This window comes from uncultured Flavobacterium sp., assembly GCF_963925415.1.
Classification (GTDB): domain Bacteria; phylum Bacteroidota; class Bacteroidia; order Flavobacteriales; family Flavobacteriaceae; genus Flavobacterium.
The window spans coordinates 12509-35100 of sequence record NZ_CAWUTS010000096.1 but is presented as its reverse complement, the minus strand read 5'-3'; the positions used below and the strand labels follow the sequence as shown (position 1 = coordinate 35100).

19 protein-coding genes and 1 other RNA gene are annotated in these 22592 nt (G+C 30.8%); 8 read left to right on the top strand and 12 right to left on the bottom strand.

The genetic code is table 11. From position 1 onward, the window contains the following. Positions 1-21: 21 nt before the first annotated feature. Both AABM47_RS07925 and AABM47_RS07920 read right to left on the bottom strand, forming a co-directional pair. Positions 22-1146 (bottom strand): cysteine desulfurase family protein, encoded by a 1125-nt coding sequence (locus tag AABM47_RS07925; RefSeq protein ID WP_338410391.1) that lies wholly within the window; start codon positions 1144-1146, stop codon positions 22-24. Between the two features lie 93 nt (positions 1147-1239). Next, the gene (locus AABM47_RS07920) at positions 1240-3018 is read right to left on the bottom strand and encodes an MFS transporter (protein ID WP_338410390.1); all 1779 of its coding nucleotides are present in this window, start codon (positions 3016-3018) and stop codon (positions 1240-1242) included. Between the two features lie 145 nt (positions 3019-3163). On the opposite strand from AABM47_RS07920, the gene AABM47_RS07915 reads away from it, so the two are divergent. Beyond that, positions 3164-3682 (top strand): hypothetical protein, encoded by a 519-nt coding sequence (locus tag AABM47_RS07915; protein ID WP_338410389.1) that lies wholly within the window; start codon positions 3164-3166, stop codon positions 3680-3682. On the opposite strand, the gene AABM47_RS07910 is transcribed toward AABM47_RS07915, so the two are convergent. Continuing rightward, a complete protein-coding gene (locus AABM47_RS07910) occupies positions 3679-4239 on the bottom strand; it encodes a Smr/MutS family protein (protein WP_338410388.1) in 561 nt (186 codons plus the stop codon). The genes AABM47_RS07915 and AABM47_RS07910 overlap by 4 nt on opposite strands. Before the next feature lie 111 nt (positions 4240-4350). Here AABM47_RS07910 and AABM47_RS07905 point away from each other — a divergent pair, with 111 nt between their 5' ends. Next, complete coding sequence (locus AABM47_RS07905; protein ID WP_338410387.1) at positions 4351-4647, top strand: DUF2752 domain-containing protein; 297 nt, start codon at positions 4351-4353, stop codon at positions 4645-4647. A 22-nt stretch (positions 4648-4669) separates the two neighbouring features. Beyond that, positions 4670-5002 (top strand): CCC motif membrane protein, encoded by a 333-nt coding sequence (locus AABM47_RS07900; RefSeq protein WP_338410386.1) that lies wholly within the window; start codon positions 4670-4672, stop codon positions 5000-5002. Positions 5003-5058: 56 nt separating this feature from the next. Here AABM47_RS07900 and rocD read toward each other — a convergent pair whose 3' ends face one another. The 3 genes from rocD to AABM47_RS07885 all read right to left on the bottom strand — a co-directional run bounded on the left by rocD (position 5059) and on the right by AABM47_RS07885 (position 8765). Continuing rightward, a complete protein-coding gene (rocD, locus tag AABM47_RS07895) occupies positions 5059-6339 on the bottom strand; it encodes an ornithine--oxo-acid transaminase (RefSeq protein ID WP_338410385.1) in 1281 nt (426 codons plus the stop codon). A gap of 214 nt (positions 6340-6553) precedes the next feature. Next, positions 6554-7087, bottom strand: coding sequence for a DUF1697 domain-containing protein (locus AABM47_RS07890; RefSeq protein WP_338410384.1), 534 nt, complete (start codon positions 7085-7087; stop codon positions 6554-6556). A gap of 61 nt (positions 7088-7148) precedes the next feature. Continuing rightward, entirely contained in the window at positions 7149-8765 is a 1617-nt protein-coding gene (locus AABM47_RS07885; RefSeq protein WP_338410383.1) for an ATP-binding cassette domain-containing protein, read from the bottom strand. A 160-nt stretch (positions 8766-8925) separates the two neighbouring features. Here AABM47_RS07885 and AABM47_RS07880 point away from each other — a divergent pair, with 160 nt between their 5' ends. Beyond that, positions 8926-10329, top strand: a complete 1404-nt coding sequence (locus AABM47_RS07880; RefSeq protein ID WP_338410382.1) for a thioredoxin-like domain-containing protein — start codon at positions 8926-8928, stop codon at positions 10327-10329. A gap of 52 nt (positions 10330-10381) precedes the next feature. On the opposite strand, the gene fsa is transcribed toward AABM47_RS07880, so the two are convergent. The 3 genes from fsa to ffs form a co-directional block, all read right to left on the bottom strand. Beyond that, the gene (gene fsa, locus AABM47_RS07875; protein WP_338410381.1) at positions 10382-11038 is read right to left on the bottom strand and encodes a fructose-6-phosphate aldolase; all 657 of its coding nucleotides are present in this window, start codon (positions 11036-11038) and stop codon (positions 10382-10384) included. Between the two features lie 93 nt (positions 11039-11131). After that, positions 11132-11935 carry an SDR family oxidoreductase gene (locus tag AABM47_RS07870; protein WP_338410380.1) on the bottom strand — a complete coding sequence of 268 codons (804 nt, stop codon included), beginning with the start codon at positions 11933-11935 and terminating at the stop codon, positions 11132-11134. Positions 11936-12104: 169 nt separating this feature from the next. Beyond that, positions 12105-12202: signal recognition particle sRNA small type (ffs, locus tag AABM47_RS07865), an RNA gene on the bottom strand. A gap of 87 nt (positions 12203-12289) precedes the next feature. On the opposite strand from ffs, the gene AABM47_RS07860 reads away from it, so the two are divergent. After that, entirely contained in the window at positions 12290-13345 is a 1056-nt protein-coding gene (locus AABM47_RS07860) for a glutaminyl-peptide cyclotransferase (RefSeq protein WP_338410379.1), read from the top strand. 49 nt (positions 13346-13394) lie between these two features. Here AABM47_RS07860 and AABM47_RS07855 read toward each other — a convergent pair whose 3' ends face one another. Further along, complete coding sequence (locus tag AABM47_RS07855) at positions 13395-14351, bottom strand: nitronate monooxygenase (protein WP_338410378.1); 957 nt, start codon at positions 14349-14351, stop codon at positions 13395-13397. Between the two features lie 170 nt (positions 14352-14521). Here AABM47_RS07855 and AABM47_RS07850 point away from each other — a divergent pair, with 170 nt between their 5' ends. After that, entirely contained in the window at positions 14522-17056 is a 2535-nt protein-coding gene (locus tag AABM47_RS07850) for a zinc-dependent metalloprotease (RefSeq protein WP_338410377.1), read from the top strand. Between the two features lie 107 nt (positions 17057-17163). Here AABM47_RS07850 and AABM47_RS07845 read toward each other — a convergent pair whose 3' ends face one another. After that, positions 17164-17889 carry a bacteriorhodopsin-like gene (locus AABM47_RS07845; protein WP_338410376.1) on the bottom strand — a complete coding sequence of 242 codons (726 nt, stop codon included), beginning with the start codon at positions 17887-17889 and terminating at the stop codon, positions 17164-17166. Positions 17890-18001: 112 nt separating this feature from the next. Here AABM47_RS07845 and AABM47_RS07840 point away from each other — a divergent pair, with 112 nt between their 5' ends. Continuing rightward, positions 18002-18895, top strand: a complete 894-nt coding sequence (locus AABM47_RS07840) for a Brp/Blh family beta-carotene 15,15'-dioxygenase (protein WP_338410375.1) — start codon at positions 18002-18004, stop codon at positions 18893-18895. Between the two features lie 44 nt (positions 18896-18939). On the opposite strand, the gene dnaK is transcribed toward AABM47_RS07840, so the two are convergent. Continuing rightward, a complete protein-coding gene (dnaK, locus tag AABM47_RS07835) occupies positions 18940-20826 on the bottom strand; it encodes a molecular chaperone DnaK (protein ID WP_338410374.1) in 1887 nt (628 codons plus the stop codon). Between the two features lie 228 nt (positions 20827-21054). Between dnaK and AABM47_RS07830 the strand changes: the two genes are divergently transcribed. After that, positions 21055-22476: an L-serine ammonia-lyase gene (locus AABM47_RS07830; RefSeq protein ID WP_338410373.1), complete on the top strand. Its 1422-nt coding sequence runs from the start codon at positions 21055-21057 to the stop codon at positions 22474-22476. The last annotated feature ends 116 nt before the right edge of the window (positions 22477-22592 follow it).

Genomic DNA, 22592 nt, shown 5'->3' with positions numbered 1-22592 from the left:
AAAAACCCTTGTAATAAAAGATTAAATGCCTTTTAAACCATCAATCAAAGCATCAATATCTGCCTTGCAATTGTCATGAGAAAAAGAGATACGAATGGATGGTTTTTTAATATCCACATCATTTAAAATTTCAGACAAAACATGAGATGGCTTTACACTTCCACTTTGACAAGCACTCCCTCGAGAAACCGCAATGCCTTTAATATCTAAATTAAATAAAATCATAGCTGTTTTTTCTGGAGAAAAAGGCAATAATACATTGATGATATTATAAAAAGTGTCCGATCCATTTACTTTTAAATCAGGAAAATTTAAAAGTAACTCTCTTAAACAATAGGCTTTTAAATCGCTGATCTGTTTCTTATCCGCTTCTAAATTTTGATAACACAAATCAAATGCTTTTGACATCCCTACAATTTGATGTACAGCCTCGGTTCCGGCACGCAAGCCTTTTTCTTGTGACCCGCCAAATAATAAAGGTTGAATTTTAGTGTTTTTTCGCATAAAGGCAAATCCTACTCCTTTTGGCCCATGAAATTTATGAGCACTTGCTACTATAAAGTCAACAGGTAATGTTGTTAAATCGAATGTTGTTTTTCCAATAGATTGCACGGTGTCACAGAAAAAAAACGCTTTTTTATCTTGACACATAGCGCCTACTTTTTCTACCTCTAGTACTGTTCCTATCTCATTATTAACATGCATTAAGGAAACTAAAGTTGATATATCTAATTCTAATAATTCTTTAAAATGGTTCATATCAATCGCACCAGAAGGTAAAATGGACACATAGTCTACTTGTATTGCAAATTCTTTTTGAAGAGCTAAAACAGTATATAAAGTTGCGTGATGTTCAATTTTTGTAGTGATAATACGTTTTACTTGTTGGGTTTTTACTAAACAAGTTAAAATCCAATTTGTAGCTTCAGTTCCATTACTGGTAAAAATAATTTCTTGAGCAGAACAATTTAGTTGTTTAGCAATGCTTTTTCGAGAAGTTTCAACTAATGTTTTAGAACTTCTTCCAAAACTATGTGTTGAAGACGGGTTTCCATATTCTTGTTGTAAAACCTCAACCATTACCTGTATAACCTGAGGATGTACTGATGAAGTGGCAGCACTATCTAAATATATTTGTTTTGACATTATTTAAAAAATTTGTACAAATATACCATTATAAAAAACTTCAAAAAAATAAAATTCCAAATTCCAAAGGAATTTGGAATTTGGAATTTGGAATTAATGACTTGCCTCTACTTCAATAGCATCTACATCAATATGTTGTTTTTTCAAAATTCCTTTTACCAAAACAGCAAATAAGGTCAAATAAGCAAAACATACTACCGCAACAATATAGGATTGATGAATACCAATAATATCCGATAATTTTCCTTGTATAGGAGGAATAATGCCACCACCCAAAATCATCATTACTAAAAATGCTGAACCTTGCGATGTATATTTTCCCAGTCCAATAATAGACAAACTAAAAATTGACGGCCACATAATAGAACAGGCTAAACCACCTGCTAAGAAAGCATAAATGGCAACCGTACCAGTGGTAAACAACCCTATCAACATAGCTATAATTCCAAATGTTCCAAAAATAGTTAAAGTGCGTGCAGGTTTGTCTTTACTTAAAAAGAAAGCTCCAATTTGAATAAACACACAAAAAACATAATAATATAAAGGCTTCATATCTTTACCTGAAATAATGTTAACACCTAATATTACTGCAAAAGCAATTAAAGGAACTACAATGAGAGCTATTGTTTTTTTTATGCCTTTTAATTCAAAAACGCTAATAGCACCTGCCCAACGCCCAATCATTAAACTTCCCCAATACATTGAAACATAAGGTGCAATATCTGAAGATTCTAAACCTCCAAAGTCTTTTAGCTTTAATAACTCACCTAAGTTACTTCCTATGGCAACCTCAACTCCAACATAAGTAAATATAGCTAACATACCTAATACCAATTGAGGATATTGCATAGCACCCCAGCCTTCTGTATTCTTTTTAGCCGAAGAGTATGAAAATAATATTCCCCCAATAACTACTGCTAATGCTCCTAAAAGCCAATTCATTCGATATTGTTCTAAAGGTGCTTTTAAGGCTTTAATTTCATTTTTGTTAACGTCCATTTCTGCATTATAAACAGCCAATTGATCTTCTGTAAAATCTTTTATTTTTTCAATATTAATTTTTGAAGTTGATTCTTTTACAAGCGTTTCTAATGCTACAATTTTTAGCGCACCTACACTTTTATAACTTTGAAAAACAGGTGTAAACATAGCGGCTAACAAAATAGTCATTGCTACTAATGTTTTAAGTGCCTTGTTTGCTTTTTCAATAGGTTCTTCAGAAATGCCTGTTGGAACTTTTTTAGAAAAATAAAATAACGCTGCTGCTGCTACAAAAAGCAAGCCCACACAAGCATATAAAATAACTACTTTATTTAGTTCTAATAATTTAATTTGCTCATCTGTTACTGAGGCTGCAGTTCCAAACAAAGCTAGTGCCACTACAATGGGACCAATTGTTGTTCCAAACGAATTGATTCCACCACCAAGATTAACGCGACTTGCTCCTGTTTTAGGATCTCCTAATAAAATAGCGAACGGATTGGCAGCTGTTTGTTGCAATGAAAAACCTAGTGCTACAATAAAAAGTCCAACTAACATTCCTGCATACAAATTGGCTTCAACAGCTATAATCATGGCTACTGCACCAATAGCAGAAAATAAAAGTCCGTAAACAATACTCTTTTTGTACCCCCATTTTCCAACAATGTCTTTGCCTGAATTATTTCCTAACGCAAACAATAACAAAGCTCCAATATAGTAAGCGGTGTAAAATGCAAAATCTACTAATTGGGATTGAAATTGGTCTAAAGAGAAATAACTTTTACAAAACGGTATAAAAATACTGTTTCCTGCAGCAATAAAACCCCAAAAGAAAAACACAGTAATTAAAGTATACAATGCGGGATGATTCGTTTTTATTGGTGTACTCATAAATAATAGTTTGGTTAAGTTTGTTTTCAAATATAATCGAATTTTTTAATTTTAAATTCAATTTAATACTATTAATATTAAAAAATTATCAAAAAAAAAATTAAAATTGGAAGATTAAACTTATTTTTGCTAAAAATTAATACCTATGAAAAAGTTGTTTCTCTTATTTTTTATTGTTTTTATATGTAATTCTTGTGATGATGGAGAAATTACTTTAGAATCGTTTAATTTTTCTGACGCAACTATTACAAAATGCAATGACGAAGCAAAAACGTTTCTTTACAAAGTAAAAGACCAAGAATTACTGTTGCTTGATATTTCTGATGAAGTTTACACTCATGATTCATCTCAAACAACTTTTCCGTATACAAAAACCTATGATATTACAGGAACTACCTCTGCAATTTATAGAATTTATGACGATAATCTTCCAGAAACTTTTATTTGCAATTCAATTGCACCTGCCTCACCAATAGTGACTAATGAATGGAGCGCAACAGGCGGAACACTCCAAGTTACAACATCTGAAAGATTTGATACCACAAACACTAATTTACTAGGCTATACGTTTACAATAAAACTATTGAATATTAATTTTTCTAATGCAAATAACTCTTTTAGCTTTGAAGAGTACTTATTTGGAAACTATCAAACATCTAATTAGTTTTCCTTTTTTTGCAAAAAATAAACTTCTGTTGCACCTTGTCCATACTTTTGATAGTTGCCTTCAATAGTTCTGATATTTTCATATCGGTTCAATAGAAAGTCTAATTCAGATTTTAAAACACCTTCGCCTACACCGTGAATTAAAACCAATTTTGGTATTCGATTGCGAATAGCAAAATCCATTTGTCTTTTTGCAGTGTCCATTTGGATGTTTAAAATGTCATAGTTGCTTAATCCATTTTTATTAGGGACTAATTTTTCGATGTGTAAATCTACTTCTAAGGTAAATATTTCTTTCTTTGATTTTTTATCTTTTACAAAATTTCGCTTTTTTTCTTCTTGCTTTTCAATTTTTACTTGACTTATAGCTGCATAAGAGATAAATCCTTTTAACTCATTGGATATGTTGTTTTTAACAATTTCATTGACAAAATATGTCATCGGAAATCCATCGGCAGTTTCAATGGTGATTTGTTCTAAATTTACACCAACAACTACTCCATCAATCGCTTCATCTAAAACCGAAACCTTATCACCTATTTGAAAATTTGACATGACTTTATTTTTATAAATAATATTATTTTATATCTTTATCAAAAGTAAAAAAGAATAAACAAATTAGCTATAATAACAATTTTTATTTGTAAAATTACTTACTGTTATAAAATGAATATAGAAGAATATATGATTCCTTGCATGAATAAATCTATCTTTGGCATTGAATGTATGGGCTGCGGCATGCAGCGTTCCCTTCTGCTTTTGTATAATGGCAAGTTCGTTGAAGCCTTTAAAATGTTTCCCGCACTATATACTACTCTTTTGTTTTTTGGTGTTGTATTACTTCATTTTATAAATAAATCTCGAAAATATTTAAAAACAATTGTTCTATTAGCAATTTTAAACGCAGTGGTTTTAATCATCGCATACGCATACAAAATGCGTTTTTTATATCAATTAAACTAAAAAATTATTAAATAATTAAACTATGGAAAATCGTAAATTACCAAATGCAACTGCAGTGTTAGTCTTAGGAATATTATCTGTTTTATTTTGTTGGTGCTATGGAATAATAGGAATAATCCTTTCAATAATTGCTATTGTACTCGCACAAAAAGATTTGGCTTTATATAATGAAGAGCCTCAAAACTACAGCAACTACGGAAACCTTAAGGCCGGTAGAATTATGGCAATCATAGGCTTAATTTTAAGTGTTATTACAATTATATATATTATTGCAATTGTACGCTATATTGGTATTGAGAATTTAAATGACCCTGAAAAATTACAAGATATAATGAAGAACTTACAAAAAGGATAACGAAATAAAAAAGGCTTTCAAATTGAAAGCCTTTTTTATTGTATAATATGTTGTGTTTATTTTTCAAACTCTTTTAAAGTATTTATAATAATCGAGACACAATCTAACAATTGTTCTTCTGTCATTACCAAAGGGGGCGCAAAACGAATGATGTTTCCATGAGTAGGCTTTGCTAACAATCCGTTTTCAGCTAGTTTTATACAAATATTCCATGCGGTTTCACTTTCATCTGTGTCATCAATAACTATTGCATTTAACAAACCTTTTCCCCTAACAAGGTTAACAACGGTGCTTGTTTTTATATACTCGTTTAATTTAGCTCTAAATAGATTTCCGAGTGTTCTGGCATTTTGTATTAATTTTTCGTCTTTTACAACATCAAGAGCAGCAATAGCAACTGCAGCTGCAATAGGATTACCTCCAAAAGTTGAACCGTGTTGGCCTGGCTTAATCACATTCATTATTTCATTATTAGCCAAAACTGCAGATACAGGATAAACGCCTCCTGATAATGCTTTTCCTAATATTAAAACATCTGGCTGAACGTAAGTTTCTTGTTTTTCACACGAATTTTCGCACGAACAATTTCCACAAACTGCAAGTATTGAACCTGTTCGGGCTATTCCGGTTTGAACTTCATCTGCAATAAATAATACATTATTGGCTTTACAAAGTTGTTGGGCTTTTGCTAAATAATCTGTGCTTGGCACATATACACCTGCTTCTCCTTGAATGGGTTCTACCAGAAACCCTGCGATATTTTTAGAAGATTTAATAGCCTTTTCTAAAGCTTCAATATCATTATAAGGTATTTTAATAAATCCAGCTGTGTAGGGACCAAAATTCTTTCGTGCATTTTCATCATTTGAAAACGAAATAATTGTCGTTGTTCTACCATGAAAATTATTATCACAAACTATAATTTGAGCATCATTTTCGGGAATTCCCTTTTTTTCGTAAGCCCATTTTCTACAAATTTTGATAGCCGTTTCAACCGCCTCAGCACCTGTATTCATTGGTAAAACTTTGTCAAAATCAAAATAATTTGTAATATACTTTTCGTACACACCTAATTTATCATTATAAAAGGCTCGAGATGTTAAGGTTAGTGTTTTTGCTTGTTCAATCATTGCTCCTACAATTGCAGGATGACAATGTCCTTGATTTACTGCAGAATATGCTGAAAGAAAATCGTAATACTTTTTTCCATCAATATCCCAAACATAAACACCATCTCCTTTAGCAAGTACTACAGGTAATGGATGGTAATTGTGTGCACCAAATTGGTCTTCTAAACCAATCATATGCTTTGCTGAATTTTTTTCTAAAACTGACATAATTGAATGTTTTTATCTAAATGTTTTTAGTTTTGTTTTTAAAAACAACCTACCCTTAAGATAGATAAGATTCCTTCTTTAGGAGAGAAATCATCCATTGCGCAAATGTATAAATTTTAGTTTAATATATGGAGTTTAAGAATTGAAATGATTTTAAACATTTAGATTTTAAATATTTAGCCTTTAAGATTTACAAAAGCTTTAATTTTTTGTGTTAATACATTTCTAATAATTTATTAATAGTATTCCAGTTTCGGCTTGTAGCAAAAACGTTTAATTTTTTTTCAATATATTTTTGTGTTAATCTTGTGTTTCCAGCACCCGTTTCAAGCTTCATATAAATTCTACAGCCGTCAACATAAGCAACATCTGGTTTAAATTGGCTGACCTTTAAATCATTTAAAGCATTATTATTTAATTCTTTTGAAATGAAAGCGACGTATAATTTTTTGACATCGATATTTTTTTCATTGAAAAATGGGTTTTGGGTCAAGCATTTTACTAAATCTGATTTATTTAATACTATTACAGGCACATCAAACCCCAATTGTTTAAAAATTTCTTGTTGAATTATGAAACCTATAAGTTGTGGGTTTTCTTCTTCTGAATCAAAAAAAATATTGCCCGATTGAATATACGTTTCAACATTTTGCAAATGAATAGACTCTAAAATAATTTTCAACAGATCCATTTTTATCATGTTGTGGCCCGACACGTTAATGCCTCGTAAAAGTGCTAAATGTTTCATGTGAAAAAGGTATAAAAAATACTAAGGTATAAAAACTAAGATTTGGCATTACAATTCCTAGTTAGTCATACATTTTGGCTCTTTGTTCTTTTATTTTTGGATCGTCTAAATACTCATCAAAAGTCATGTATCGATCAATTACTCCTTTTGGGGTAATTTCTAAAATTCTATTTCCAACGGTTTGAGCAAATTCGTGGTCATGAGTTGTTAATAAAATAGAACCTTTAAAGTTTTTTAATGAGTTATTGAATGCTGTAATTGACTCCAAATCCAAGTGATTTGTAGGTTCGTCAAGCATCAAAACATTTGCACGCATCATCATCATTCTAGACAGCATACAGCGTACTTTTTCTCCACCAGATAATACGTTACATTTTTTTAGAGCTTCTTCTCCAGAAAAAATCATTTTTCCTAGAAAACCTCTTATGTTAACTTCATCTCGTTCTTCTTCTGTTTTTACGTATTGACGCAGCCAATCTACTAGATTTAAATCGCTTTCAAAAAAATGATGGTTTTCGGCAGGCAGATAAGACTGGTTTGTAGTTATTCCCCAATCAAATTCTCCTGATTCTGCTTGTAATGCTCCGTTTAATATTTGGTAAAAAGCACTTGTAGCTCTTGAATCTTTAGAAAACACTATTACTTTGTCTCCTTTTGCCATGTTTAAATGTACATCTTTAAATAAAACTTCACCCTCAATAGAGGCGCTTAAATTTTGTACGTTTAATATTTGGTCTCCGGCCTCGCGTTCGGTATCAAAAATAATCGCAGGATATCTTCTGCTTGAAGGTTTAATTTCATCTAAATTTAATTTATCAATCATTTTTTTACGAGAAGTAGCTTGCTTTGATTTGGCTACATTGGCACTAAAACGACGTATAAACTCTTCTAATTCAGCTTTCTTTTCTTCAGCTTTTTTGTTTTGTTGGGCTTTTTGTTTGGCTGCTAATTGGCTGCTTTCATACCAAAAAGTATAGTTTCCAGAATAATTGTTTATTTTTCCAAAATCAATATCAGATATATGAGTACAAACTGAATCTAAAAAGTGTCTGTCATGTGAAACCACTAAAACAGTGTTTTCATAATTGGCTAAAAAATTTTCTAGCCAACCAATAGTTTCAAAATCCAAGTCATTTGTTGGTTCATCCATTATCAAAACATCGGGGTTACCAAAAAGAGCTTGGGCTAATAACACACGTACTTTTAATTTACCTTCTAACTCACCCATTAAATTATAATGATAATCAGCAGAGATACCTAAATTAGAGAGCATTGAGCCTGCATCAGATTCTGCATTCCAACCATTCATTTCATCAAAATTCAATTGCAACTCGCCTATTCTATTAGCATTTTCTTCATTATAATCAAGATACAAAGCATCCATTTCAGTTTTGATTTTATGCAAAACTTTGTTGCCCATTAAAACTGTTTCAAGCACAGTATGAGCATCAAACATATTGTGATTTTGATTTAAAACCGACATACGTTTACCGGGTTCAAGAATAACCCTACCTGCAGTTGGATCTATCTCTCCGGCAATAATCTTCATAAAAGTAGATTTCCCTGCACCATTAGCTCCAATAATACCATAGCAATTGCCTTGTGTAAAAGTGGTGTTTACCTCGTCAAATAATATGCGTTTACCAAATTGAACTGATAAATTAGAAATTGTTAACATGCTTATATTTTTTTGCAAAAATAGTAAATTGAGAATTGTTATTAGCAGTAAAGCCTTAATTTTTATGCTTTTAATTGGAATTAAAAAAAGGTTTAATTTAACTATGCTTTAACAAGAGCTTTGAAATGTAAAATCTAAATTTGTTTAAATAATAAAATAAATGATAAAAAAAATACCCTTATTAACATTTATAATCACAATTATTGGTTTAACCTCCTTTTTGTCTTGTAATAAAAATAAAAGTGATGACGATTTTTCTGCATACTTTGGTGGTGAAATCCTCAATCCTCAATCAAACTATGTTTTATTTATGAAGAACAACAAGCTGTTGGACACCTTGTTTTTAGATAATAAAAATCGTTTTTTACATAAATTTGATTCTTTAACACCTGGATTGTATCTTTTCAAACATCAACCCGAATATCAATATGTTTATTTTGATAAAAATGATAGCTTAATGATTATTGTCAATGCAAATGATTTTGATAATTCAATAGTTTATTGTGGAAAAGGTGATGAAAAAAACAATTACTTGATGGAAATGTATCTATCAAATGATAAAGATCGCTCAAACATGTATGATGTTTTTTTTAGAAAATCTGATAAATTTATAAAAAACATAGACTCTAGTTTTGCCATACGAAAGAAAATTTATGACAAGTATAAGGCCAAAGTAGATTGGAATGACCGCTTTGATAGTTTAGCTCTTGCCAGTTTAAATTTTTCTCATTATTATAAAAAAGAAGTGTATCCATATGCTCATAAATACATTACTGGCGAAAATGTAATTAGTAAATTGCCTTTAAATTATTATTCGCATAGAAAACATATAGATTTCAACAACCCTTCTTTTATCAATTACTCCCCTTTTATTAATTATGTAACTTCGCTACTAAACAATATAACATTTACTGATAATAAAGGAAATATTGATGAATTTGTTCTCGAAAACAATATCAATAAATTAAATATTGCTGATACTTTGATAAAAAATAATGCCATTAAAAACAATGTGTTAAACGGTTTAGCCTTGAGCTATTTAATGAAAGAACAGAATATGATTCACAACTCTACTTTCATAAAGCGCTTTTTGGAACTTTCGACCGATAAAAAAATGCAAGATGACGTCATAAAAATTGAAAATACAATTAAAAAATTAACTGCTGGCAATAAACTAAGTTTAGAAAAATTTGTCAATGAAAACAATAAAGTTGTCGAATTAGATAAGTTAATTAAAAAACAAACTGTTATTTTCTTTTTCAATACCAAGCTACAATCACATTTAAATGCAGTACACCGAAAAGTAGCAAATCTAAAAAACAAACATCCGAATGTAAACTTTATCGCAGTAAATATTGACGACAATTTTGAAGATTGGAAGTCGAAATTAAACGAAATTGATCATAAAGATATTATGGAAATTCATGCCTCAGATTCTGAAATTCTAAAGAAAGATTGGATAGTATATAAAATACATAGAACAATGATCCTAAACGCAGATGGAACCATCAAAAATGCATTTGTGAATTTGTTTGATGTAAATTTTGAAAAAAATTTAGAGTAATTACTAATCGATAAGGTTTAAATAAATCATAAATATAAGTTGGTCACTTTAATTATTTATTACCTTTTTCGTAATCCGCAATAAATTGAGCCAATCCTATGTCTGTAAGAGGGTGTTTCAACAACCCTAAAATTGATGATAAAGGCCCCGTCATTACGTCTGCACCTATTTTTGCACAATTTACAATATGCATGGTGTGACGTATTGATGCTGCTAATATTTTGGTTTCAAAATTATAGTTGTCATAAATTTGACGAATTTCATCAATTAAGTTTAAACCATCCGTTGACATATCATCTAAACGACCTAAAAATGGTGAGCAATAAGTAGCTCCCGCTTTTGCTGCCAACAAAGCTTGGCCCGCAGAAAAAATAAGCGTAACGTTTGTCTTTACATCTCTATCTGAAAAATACTTACACGCTTTAATTCCTTCTTTAGTCATGGGTAACTTTACAACAATTTGCGAATGCAATTCGGCTAATTCTTCTCCTTCTCTTATCATACCATCATAATCAATAGCATTTACCTCTGCACTTACATCACCATCCACAAGATTGCAAATGGCAACATAATGTTTTAATATATTGTCTTTACCTGTAATACCTTCTTTAGCCATCAAAGACGGATTAGTGGTTACACCATCTAAAACGCCTAATTCTTGTGCTTCTTTAATTTGTGCTAAATTAGCTGTGTCGATAAAAAATTTCATAGGTAATTATTTTATTGGTGTTACTTGACTAGTTATACAAAAATAAGAAATGAATTTAAATGTCAAAACTATTTTTTTTATTTTATTTTATTTCTATAATTTGAAGTGATTCATTAACATTTTTTCATATAATTTATCGGGCAAAATTCGCTTCAAAACTATCGAAAATTTTTGCATAAAGGCACCTACTTTATAATGAATTTTAGGATTGGGGGTATACATTATTTTATAAATAGCTTCAGCCATTTCATTGGGATTGCTTCCACAGTCTACATGAGAGTTCATCTCATTTAAAGTACTTCCATACGTTTTTTCATATGCAGAACCTTTAATAACTGGGGCATGATAACGACCCGCAGCAATATTAGTAGCAAAATCTCCTGGCGCTACATTTGTTATATGAATACCAAAAGATTTTACCTCCATTCGAAGCGCCTCAGTAATTAATTCCAAAGCCCCTTTACTAGAAGAATACACGCTTCTATATGGCAAACCCATGTATGCTGCTATAGATGTTATGTTGATTATTAAGCCCTTATTTTGTTTGCGCATATGAGGCAAAACTGCTTTCATAACGCCAATAGGTCCAAATAAATTTGTGTCAAAATTATTTTTAATTTCTTCTAGTGGAATTTCTTCCAATGGTCCTGTAATTCCTACACCCGCATTATTGATTACAACATCTATTTTACCAGTAATAGTTAAAACCTGTGCAATTGCATCTTCAATCGATTTTGAATCTCTTACGTCTAAAGAAACCAATGGAAATAATGAGTTTTTTACTGTTAATGGATTTCTACTTGTTCCATAAACTAAATGGTTTTTATGATGAAGAAATTCGCCTATAGACTTACCTATACCGGATGAAGCACCTGTTATAAAAATAACTTTTTGCATATACTGAATTCTATTTTAGATTACAAAGTTAATTAAAAGTTGTGTAAAAAATTATAGCAATTGAAATTAAAGAGAGGGTAAAAATTGAATATCATAAACAGTTATTTAAAGGTATAAACATACTGCGGTTTTTATTAAGGAAAAAACTAAAATGAATTCAAATTAAAAAAAATGGCAAGCGATCTACATCGCACCGCTCAACCACATACCTTTGCTGCGTTCCCACCCTGGAGGAGTCTGCAGGAGCTGGTCGTGTAGGACTTGCCGGTGCAAATATACAAACTTTTTGTATTTTTACAAGGCAATTGTAATTTTAAAAAAACATCGTATATTCGAATAATAAAAAACTTAAAAATGATTAATTATAAGCTATTCACTTTCATAGGATTAACCCTATTTTTAATTTCTTGTGGCGATAAAAATGATGCAAAAAAAATATTTTCAATAGACACTTCTGTTTTAAAACAAGCCTACAATCCATCTGAAAGTATAGATTTATCACTTAAAAATTCTGAAAACAAAACTATTGATTCTGTTGTGTATTATTTAAATAATAAAAACATAGGAAAATCTATCCAAAATCAAAAATTAAACTATTCGCTAGAAAACCAAAAATTAGGTTTTGCTAAAATAAAAGCGTTAATATTTTATGAAGGAAACACTACAGAAACTGAAACTAATTTTACGCTTTACGCAACAGAAGCACCGCAATTAATCAATTATAAGATCATAAACATTTATCCTCATAATCCAAATTCCTACACGCAAGGATATGAATTTTATAATGGAATTTTATTAGAAGGTAGCGGTCAATATGGAAAGTCTACTTTAAGAAAAACAAATTTTAAGACAGGTGAAGATTATAAAAAAATCGATTTAAAGAGTACGACTTTTGGTGAAGGAATTACCGTTTTAAATGACAAAATTTACCAACTCACCTATAAAGAAAACGAAGCTTATGTATATGATGCTGCTACATTAAAAAAAGAGAAAACGCTAAAATATTTTAAAAACATGCAGGGCTGGGGTCTTACCAATGATGGAACCAATTTGTACATGAGCGATGGAACAGAGAAAATATACATTTTAAACCCTACAACTTTTGAAATGATAGATTATATAAATGTATACACAAATGCCAATAAAATTGAATCCATAAATGAATTGGAGTGGATAGATGGAAAAATTTGGGCAAACATTTATGAAAAGGATAGAATTATAAAAATTAACCCAAAAACAGGAGCCATTGAAAACATAATCAATTTTGTTGATTTAAAATCTAAAGTAACCAAGCCCTTGCAACAAGATGAGGTGCTGAATGGAATTGCGTATAATTCTGCAACAAAAACCATTTTAGTAACGGGTAAAAATTGGGATAAATCTTTTGAAATTTCAATAGAAAACAAGTAATTAAGTAAACTACTTTAATTTAAATCAATCATAAAAAAAGAAAACTTTTTTACGTATTATGTGTTAAAATCTTTACTATATCTTTTAAAGGCAAAATGGCTTTTGAATATTCTATACTTGGACCAGCAACCCAAACTGTTTTATAAGTAGCGTGTTTAGCAGCCTTTTCTGTAGCTTTCATTCCAATATAAAAACGAACCATTTTGACCCATTTTTTAAGACTTTTATTTTTATTTAATAATCGTTCTAATCCTGTTTCTTTGGTCCCTATTTTTTGAACATACGGTGTATTAATAACGGTGCATGGAGTTCCCGAAATACGTTGAGTCATCACAATATCCTTTGCACCATAATCTACACAAGCTTGTTTATATTCGTCAGAAACTCCTGCCTCAATGGAAGCAATAAAAGGACTTCCTACAGAAACTCCAACAGCACCACTAAGCATCATTTGATCAATGTCCGATTTACGTCCTACTCCACCAGCCGAAATTACAGGTAAGGATGTGTTTTCGTTTAATTCTTTTATTAATGCTTCTGGATCTAATTTACCCCTATGACCACCAGCTTGATTGTTAACCGCAATTAAGGCATCAGCTCCAAGACTTTCTACTTTTTTAGAAAAAACTAAATCTGTAACATCACAAAAAACTTTTATACCCACATGATGAGCAGCCTTAATTGTTTCTTCGGGACTTCCTAAAGATGTAATAATAAAATCTACACCTTCTTCACAAATTACTTGCAATTGATCTTTATACTTCAGATTTGATTTATTAACTATTAAATTATACCCAAACGAACCACCTGAAACTTTAGCTGCCTTTAATTCGCGTATAGATGCTCTTAGCTCTTCTAAAGTTCTATAATTTAATGCTGGTATACAAGCTGCTACACCACTTTTCATGCCTTCAATAACCATTTTAGTATTTGACACCAAAAACATGGGTGCTATAATTATGGGGTATGTTATATTTAATAAAGATGTTAGACTTTGCTTTTGCATTTTGTAAATTTTAAATCAAATATAGTAAAAGATATCTAAATTACTATGCATGCATAGTAATTTATTTTATTTAACATATTTATAACTGTTAAGTTATAAACAATATTAATAAATATTAAATTTTTTAATAAATTTAACAAAATTTACAAACTATATCTAACCCTAAAACTATGATTAAAAAAATCACATTAATTTCCACTTGTCTGCTGCTCTTATGTAGCCTTGGTGGATTTGCTCAAAAAGAGAAAAAAAATAAAAAAAACAAACAAAAAACCGAAGCTGTTTCAAAAAAAATTGAAGAAAAAAAAGGTCCAAAACCCTATAAAACTGTAATAGATTCTTCAGCAATTACACAAAACGGGCTTATAAATATTCATACAATAAAAGGTAAATATTTATATGAAATTGCAGATTCTTTACTTGGAAAAGAAATTATGACCATTACAAGGTATTCAAAAACACCAGCTGGTGGTGAAATTTTTGGTGGAGAAGAAATAAACAGGCAAGTTATTAAGTTTGAAAAAGGATTAAACGATAATATTTTATTGCGTTCTATTACCTATGTTATTATGTCTCCAGATGAAGACAAACCTATTTCACTAGCGGTAAAGAATTCAAGTGCCGACCCAATTATAGCTAATTATGAAGTTTTAGCCTATAAAAAAGACACCGATAAAAAAAACAATATTGCTTATGTAATTGATATGAATACAACATTTGATGCAGATGTACAAACATTTTCATTGAGCCCAATTAATAAACAATTATTAAAAATTCAGGGTTTTCAAAAAGACAAATCATTTATTCAAAACATTAAAAGTTTTCCTTTAAACACTGAAATAAGAAGTGTAAAAACTTTTGCTACAGAAGCTTTAAAAATATCGAGAAATTCGGTGCCTGAGATCGGAAAAAACATTCCTGCCGGGGTTGATGCTGGGGTTGTAACCCTCGAATTAAACACCTCCTTTTTATTACTTCCACAAAAACCAATGCGTAAACGTTCCTTTGATAAACGCGTAGGGTATTTTGCTAATGGGTATGATGTTTTTGAGGAAGAATCACTAAAATCTGATAAAGAAAAATTTGCCGTACGTTGGAGGTTAGAACCCAAAAATGAAGAAGATGCCGAAAAGCAAAAAAATGGTGTGTTAATTGAGCCTAAAAAGCCTATTGTTTACTACATAGACCCGGCAACTCCAGAAAAATGGAGACCATTTATTAAACAAGGTATTGATGATTGGACTGTTGCATTTGAATTTGCCGGTTGGAAAAACGCCATTAGAGGAGAATATTGGCCCGAGAATGACCCAACCATGAGTTTAGAAGATGCTCGTTTTTCAGTTTTAAGATATTTTGCTGCAGATATTCCAAATGCATACGGCCCTAATGTACATGATCCAAGAACAGGAGAAATTTTAGAAAGTCACATTGGATGGTATCACAATGTAATGAGTTTACTGAGAGATTGGTACTTAATACAAACTGCTGCCGTTAATCCTAATGCTAGAAATAAAAAGTTTGATGATCAATTGATGGGCGAATTAATCCGTTTTGTGTCTTCTCATGAAGTTGGACACACTTTAGGATTACGTCATAACATGGGTGCTAGTAATGCCACTCCTGTCGAAATGCTAAGAAATAAAGATTTTATTACTAAAAATGGGCACACATCATCTATAATGGATTATGCACGTTTTAATTATGTTGCCCAACCAGAAGACGAAATAACCGATTTTTTTCCTAGAATTGGAGATTATGACAAATGGGCTATAAAATGGGGTTATAGTTATTTTAAAGACGCCAAAAATGAAGACGATGAAAAAATCATCTTAAATGAAATGACGAAAACGGCTTATGAAAATCGGCGCTTATGGTTTGGATCAGAAACAAACCCATTTGATCCCAGATATCAAACAGAAGACCTAGGTGATAATGCAATGAAAGCTTCGGCTTATGGCATAAAAAATTTAAAAAGAATTTTACCCAATTTAATTGAATGGAGTAAAGAAGATGGAGAAGATTATTCTGAATTAGAAGGACTGTATGGCTCACTAATAAGCCAATATAATCGGTATATGGGTCATGTTACCAAAAATGTAGGTGGAATTTATGCTACTCCAAAAACATATGACATGGAAGGTAATGAATTTGAAGTAGTTTCATCTGCTACACAAAATGAAGCTGTTTCATTTTTAAATGAGCAATTATTTAAAACACCTTTATGGCTTTTAGATCAAAATGTTTTAGCAAAAATAAATCCAGATAACGGTGTTGAAAGTATAAAAAATATCCAAAACAGAACTTTAAGCAGTTTATTATCGGGAGATCGATTAGTTAGGTTATTGGAAACTTCTTCTTTAAATAAAAAAAACTACTCTGTTGATGAATTAATTAGCGATTTAAAAAAAGGAATCTTTAGTGAATTAAAGTACCATAAATCGATTGATATTTATAAAAGAAATTTACAAAAATTATTTATAAATAATTTAGTAGATCTTTTTGACACAACAAAAAAATTAAAAGCACGTTTTAATGGTAAAACCGTTTTAATTAATGAAACAGATATCCCTTCTATTGCAAGAGGGCAGTTGATTGAAATAAAAAATCAAATAAATACCGCTATTAATAACAATCCTGATCGATTAACTAGGTTTCATTTACAAGATCTAGTAGCACGAATTAATGCAGCGTTAGACCCCAAATAATTAAATTATTTATTAAACAAAAAACCGTTTCAAATGACCTTGAAACGGTTTTTATATATAAAAAAACTGAGTAACTGCTTACTCAGTTTAATAAATAGTTGACTTAATTAATCCTTTTGAGATTTAACAGCTAATGTATAAATAACTAAACCAAAACCGATTTTGTTAATTGCATCTGCAATGTTATAAACTACATCAATACTTCCCTGTGGTAAAATAGAATTATACCATCCTTCAGTACCCATCATGTATCCTAACGGGTAAATAGCCCATCCAACAAGAACAAACCAACATAAAATTTTGTGAGCTGCTAATACATTTCCGCCTGCAGCTTTTGCTAATTTAGATGCTTCGCCTAACCAAATTTCATAAGCTATAGCAAAATAAGCAATTCCAGAAACTAATCCCCAAAGCCATGCGTTAGGTCGATCCACTGTTTCTCCAATATATCCTGTTATTAACATGATTACAGAAAGAAAAATCATTTTCCATAATAATGATTGTTTAGCTCCAGCTACTTTTAAAATTAAGTAAAACTCTAAACACATTAATGGCACAGTTAAAATCCAATCTACATATCTAAAAAATGTAGGAGATTCGCCAAAACTAGCCCAGTAGTCTCTCATGTAAAAATAATGAACTGCTGCAATAAAAGTTATTAAACCAGACACTAAAACAGATGTTCTCCATTTTTTATCAAACTGATTTAACGATAAAAAGAAAAATGCTGATGCTGCCATCATAGCCATACATCCAACAAAAAAAGTAAAACCTACATAATCAGTAGGGTCTAATTTACTAACTGCCGCTAGTAGTGAAATTGAATTTAACATAATTTATTAAGGTTTTTAGGTTAATTAGAAGTAAATTTATTAAAAATTAAGATAAAAAAAAAACATTTTGTTTATTATTTTTTGATTATATTTAAACAAAAAACATTGTTACATGTCTAAACTTGATAAAATATCTATATTTATAAGCTTTTTAGCCCTATGGATAAATTCTTTTTTTAACGCACAAATTCAACTATACATAGGCTTTGTAATAATATTTTTAGTAGGAATTTTACATGGATCTAATGATGTTTTATTGTTAAATAAAACATATGGAACTAATTTTATATCCAACAAAAGGGTTATCTTTTATTATATATTAACTGTATTATTTGGTGTATTTTTATTTAATTTTTTGCCAAGCTTGGCATTATTGCTTTTTATAGTGGTTAGTTCTTATCATTTTGGCGAGCAACATTGGCAATTTAAAGAATCTAAAAAAAGCATAGCATTAATGCCTTTTTTTCAAATTATTTATGGGTTTAGTATCCTAATGTTACTTTTTCAATCTCACGAAATAGAGGTTAAAAACATTGTTTTAACCATAACAGGGCATTCAATCATGGCTTTTAATTTTAATTTTATATTATTTGGGACCTTACTTTCTTTAATTTTAATTGGTTTTGCGCTTTATTTAAAACTACATGCTTTTAAAAAAAAAATACTAATAAATGTTTTTTATCTACTTGTATTTACACTAATTTTTAAAACTTCAAATTTAATATGGGCTTTTGCAATTTACTTTGTCATTTGGCATAGTTTACCATCTATAAGAGATCAAATTAGCTTTATTTATAGTGATATTAATTTAAACACAACAATTCGCTATTTGAGCACTGCCTTGCCTTTTTGGATTGTTTCCTTAATTGGTATTTTGATTTTATATTTATTTTTAAATGACAAAACTATTTTTGAATCCTTGTTCTTTTCATTATTGGCGGCCATCACTTTTCCGCATGTATTTATTATTATTAAAATGTTTCGTATAAAACAAAAAACCGAGTAATTGCTTACTCGGTTTTTTTAATACTCTACATAAATATACTTGAATTATTTTACTTCTTCAAATTCTACATCTTGAGTTTGATCACCTGAAGCGTCAGCTTGAGGTTGATCGTCTTGAGCCTGTCCTGCATCGCCTTGAGCATACATTGCTTCTGTAGCAATTTTCCAAGCTGCATTTACATTTTCTAAACCTTTATCAATAGCTACCAAGTCTTGTAATTGGTGCGCCATTCTTAATTCAGTCAATGCAAATTCAATTGCAGTTTTATGATCATCTGTTAATTTTTCACCTAATTCTTTTAATTGACTTTCAGTTTGAAAAATCATTGCATCAGCTTCGTTAAGTTTTTCAACTCTTTCTTTTGCAATTTTGTCTGCATCAGCATTTGCTTCTGCATCTTTTTTCATTCTTTCAATTTCTTCTGATGTTAAACCAGATGAAGCTTCAATACGAATATCATGAGATTTTCCTGTTCCTTTATCTGTAGCAGAAACTTTAATGATACCATTAGCATCAATATCAAAAGTAACTTCAATTTGTGGAACTCCTCTTGGAGATGGTGGAATACCATCAAGGTTAAATCTACCAATTGTTTTGTTATCTGCTGCCATTGGTCTTGCACCTTGTAAAACGTGAAGTTCTACAGTTGGTTGATTATCTGCTGCAGTAGAAAATATTTGTGATTTTTTTGTTGGAATAGTAGTATTTGACTCAATAAGAGTTGTCATAACAGAACCCAAAGTTTCAATTCCTAATGCTAAAGGTGTAACGTCTAATAACAATACGTCTTTAACATCTCCAGATAATACACCACCTTGAATAGCTGCTCCGATTGCAACAACTTCATCAGGATTTACTCCTTTAGATGCTTTTTTGCCGAAGAATTTTTCAACTTCATCAACAATTCTTGGCATACGTGTTGAACCACCAACTAAAATAACTTGGTCAATATCTGACGTAGATAAACCTGCATCTTTTAAAGCTTTAGCAACAGGTTCCATAGAACGTTTTACTAATGAATCTGCTAATTGTTCAAATTTAGCTCTTGTTAATTTTTTTACTAAGTGTTTTGGTCCTGAAGCAGTAGCTGTTACATAAGGCAAATTAATTTCTGTTTCCGCTGAAGACGATAATTCAATTTTAGCTTTTTCAGCCGCTTCTTTAATTCTTTGTAAAGACATTGGGTCTTCACGTAAATCAATAGCTTCATCAGATTTAAATTCATCTGCTAACCAGTCAATAATAACTTGGTCAAAATCATCTCCACCTAAATGAGTATCACCGTTTGTAGACAATACTTCAAATACACCGTCTCCTAATTCAAGAATAGAAATATCAAATGTACCTCCACCTAAATCGTAAACTGCAATTTTTTGATCAATACCTTTTTTATCTAAACCATAAGCTAACGCAGCTGCAGTTGGTTCGTTGATAATACGCATTACTTTAAGACCTGCAATTTCACCAGCTTCTTTAGTTGCCTGACGTTGTGCATCATTAAAATATGCAGGAACTGTAATAACTGCTTCAGTAACAGTTTGACCTAAGTAGTCTTCTGCCGTTTTTTTCATTTTTTGAAGAGTCATTGCAGACAATTCTTGTGCAGTGTATAAACGACCATCAATATCAACACGTGGTGTGTTGTTGTCTCCTTTAACTACTTTATAAGGCACTCTTTTTGATTCTGCTGAAACTTCAGAAAAACTATGACCCATAAAACGTTTAATTGAACTAATCGTTTTTGTTGGATTTGTTACTGCTTGTCTTTTTGCAGGATCTCCTACTTTGATTTCACCACCTTCAACAAATGCAATGATTGAAGGAGTTGTTCTTTTTCCTTCTGCATTTGGAATTACAACTGGTTCGTTACCTTCCATTACAGATACGCAAGAGTTAGTTGTTCCTAAGTCGATTCCAATAATTTTACCCATCTTTATTTAATTTCTAATTTATTTAATTTTTTAAACTCAGTTTCAAGTAGTCAAGGATTATGCCAACATATTATTTGTTAAGAATATGTCAGTTCTACAAAAAAAAATATGACAAGATGACATTTTATAGGTTTAAAAATGTGTAATAATATGAGGTTTGTTAAAAATTAATAAAACAAATTAAACTTCTAAACTTTCTATTACCTTTGTAACTATAACGATATAGCTATGGAATGTGTTTCAGTTTTTGATATGTTAAAAATTGGTGTGGGACCATCTAGTTCTCACACTCTTGGCCCGTGGCGAGCTGCCGAACGTTTTTTAGGAGAACTAAAAAACAAAAATTTATTAGACACAACAAACAGAGTTAAAATTGATCTATATGGATCTTTATCTTTAACAGGAAAAGGACATGCTACCGATTTAGCGCTTATGTTAGGTTTAAGTGGCGCCGATCCCGAATATATTCCTGTTGAAAGTATTGATGTTATCATTTCAGCAATCAAAAATAAAAAGGAAATTTTTTTAGCTAACGAAATTCTTATTCCTTTTAATTTTAAAGATGATATTGTTTTCAATCGTGAGTTTTTACCTTTTCATTCTAATGGAATGAAGTTTACAGCTTACACAGAAAGTTTAGTACACGAAACAACATACTATTCAATTGGAGGTGGCTTTGTTGTAGTTGAAGAACTAATTAATTCTGCTAAAAACGAAGAAATAAAATGTGCTTTTCCATTTCCAATTGATAAAGCATCCGAATTATTAGCCTATTGCAGTCAAGAAAATAAAAAAGTATGGGAAATCGTTTATGAAAACGAAAAATCCATGCGAAGTGAAGATGAAATCCACAACGAATTGATGCGAATTTGGAATACAATGCTTGAATGTATGTATATTGGATGTCATACTGAAGGAACTTTGCCTGGAGGCTTAAACGTTAGAAGACGTGCTTATGATATTCATAAAAATTTAATTGGTGTTTTGCCCTATGAAAACCCTTATTCATGGATGCAAATAATTCGTCAAACCGAAGTCAAGTTTCGTCAAATATTAAAATGGGTAAGCTGTTTTGCTTTATCCGTAAATGAAGTAAATGCCTCATTAGGGAGGGTTGTTACAGCGCCTACAAACGGAAGTGCAGGTGTTATTCCGTCTGTTTTAATGTATTATTTAGTTATAGAAAATCACGAAGCTGGTGAAGATGAAATCAAACGATTTTTAATGACTGCTGGAGAAATAGGCAGTATTTTTAAAAAAGGAGCAACCATTAGTGCTGCAATGGGTGGCTGCCAGGCAGAAATTGGAGTTTCAAGTGCTATGGCTGCTGCTGCACTATGTGAGGCAATGGGTGGAACAGCTGAACAAGTAACAGTTGCTGCCGAAATTGCTATGGAACATCATTTAGGTTTAACTTGTGACCCTATTGGTGGTTTGGTACAAATTCCTTGTATTGAAAGAAACACTATGGGAGCTATAAAAGCAATTAATGCAGCCGAATTGGCTTTAGAAACTGATGCTAAAAACGTAAAAGTTCCTTTAGACAAAGTAGTAAGCACTATGTGGGAAACCGCTAAAGACATGAGTACCAAGTACAAAGAAACATCTGAAGGTGGATTAGCTGTAAGTGTTAACATGTCTGATTGTTAACACTTCTTGAAACTTTAACACTAAATATCAATACACGATTTATTCGTTTGTTTCAATTAAATTAATCAATTTTTTTTCAATATAATTTAAATGAATTTTTGATTTACTACATTTGC

Bases quoted from the DNA above. Each gene is read 5' to 3' on its own strand.
- AABM47_RS07860 (WP_338410379.1), top strand. From the start codon at position 12,290: ATGATTAATTATAAGCTATTCACTTTCATAGGATTAACCCTATTTTTA.
- AABM47_RS07850 (WP_338410377.1), top strand. From the start codon at position 14,522: ATGATTAAAAAAATCACATTAATTTCCACTTGTCTGCTGCTCTTATGT.
- fsa (WP_338410381.1), bottom strand. From the start codon at position 11,038: ATGAAATTTTTTATCGACACAGCTAATTTAGCACAAATTAAAGAAGCA.
- AABM47_RS07845 (WP_338410376.1), bottom strand. From the start codon at position 17,889: ATGTTAAATTCAATTTCACTACTAGCGGCAGTTAGTAAATTAGACCCT.
- AABM47_RS07840 (WP_338410375.1), top strand. From the start codon at position 18,002: ATGTCTAAACTTGATAAAATATCTATATTTATAAGCTTTTTAGCCCTA.
- AABM47_RS07915 (WP_338410389.1), top strand. From the start codon at position 3,164: ATGAAAAAGTTGTTTCTCTTATTTTTTATTGTTTTTATATGTAATTCT.
- AABM47_RS07830 (WP_338410373.1), top strand. From the start codon at position 21,055: ATGGAATGTGTTTCAGTTTTTGATATGTTAAAAATTGGTGTGGGACCA.
- AABM47_RS07910 (WP_338410388.1), bottom strand. From the start codon at position 4,239: ATGTCAAATTTTCAAATAGGTGATAAGGTTTCGGTTTTAGATGAAGCG.
- AABM47_RS07855 (WP_338410378.1), bottom strand. From the start codon at position 14,351: ATGCAAAAGCAAAGTCTAACATCTTTATTAAATATAACATACCCCATA.
- dnaK (WP_338410374.1), bottom strand. From the start codon at position 20,826: ATGGGTAAAATTATTGGAATCGACTTAGGAACAACTAACTCTTGCGTA.
- AABM47_RS07870 (WP_338410380.1), bottom strand. From the start codon at position 11,935: ATGCAAAAAGTTATTTTTATAACAGGTGCTTCATCCGGTATAGGTAAG.
- AABM47_RS07905 (WP_338410387.1), top strand. From the start codon at position 4,351: ATGAATATAGAAGAATATATGATTCCTTGCATGAATAAATCTATCTTT.
- rocD (WP_338410385.1), bottom strand. From the start codon at position 6,339: ATGTCAGTTTTAGAAAAAAATTCAGCAAAGCATATGATTGGTTTAGAA.
- AABM47_RS07900 (WP_338410386.1), top strand. From the start codon at position 4,670: ATGGAAAATCGTAAATTACCAAATGCAACTGCAGTGTTAGTCTTAGGA.
- AABM47_RS07920 (WP_338410390.1), bottom strand. From the start codon at position 3,018: ATGAGTACACCAATAAAAACGAATCATCCCGCATTGTATACTTTAATT.
- AABM47_RS07880 (WP_338410382.1), top strand. From the start codon at position 8,926: ATGATAAAAAAAATACCCTTATTAACATTTATAATCACAATTATTGGT.
- AABM47_RS07890 (WP_338410384.1), bottom strand. From the start codon at position 7,087: ATGAAACATTTAGCACTTTTACGAGGCATTAACGTGTCGGGCCACAAC.
- AABM47_RS07885 (WP_338410383.1), bottom strand. From the start codon at position 8,765: ATGTTAACAATTTCTAATTTATCAGTTCAATTTGGTAAACGCATATTA.
- AABM47_RS07925 (WP_338410391.1), bottom strand. From the start codon at position 1,146: ATGTCAAAACAAATATATTTAGATAGTGCTGCCACTTCATCAGTACAT.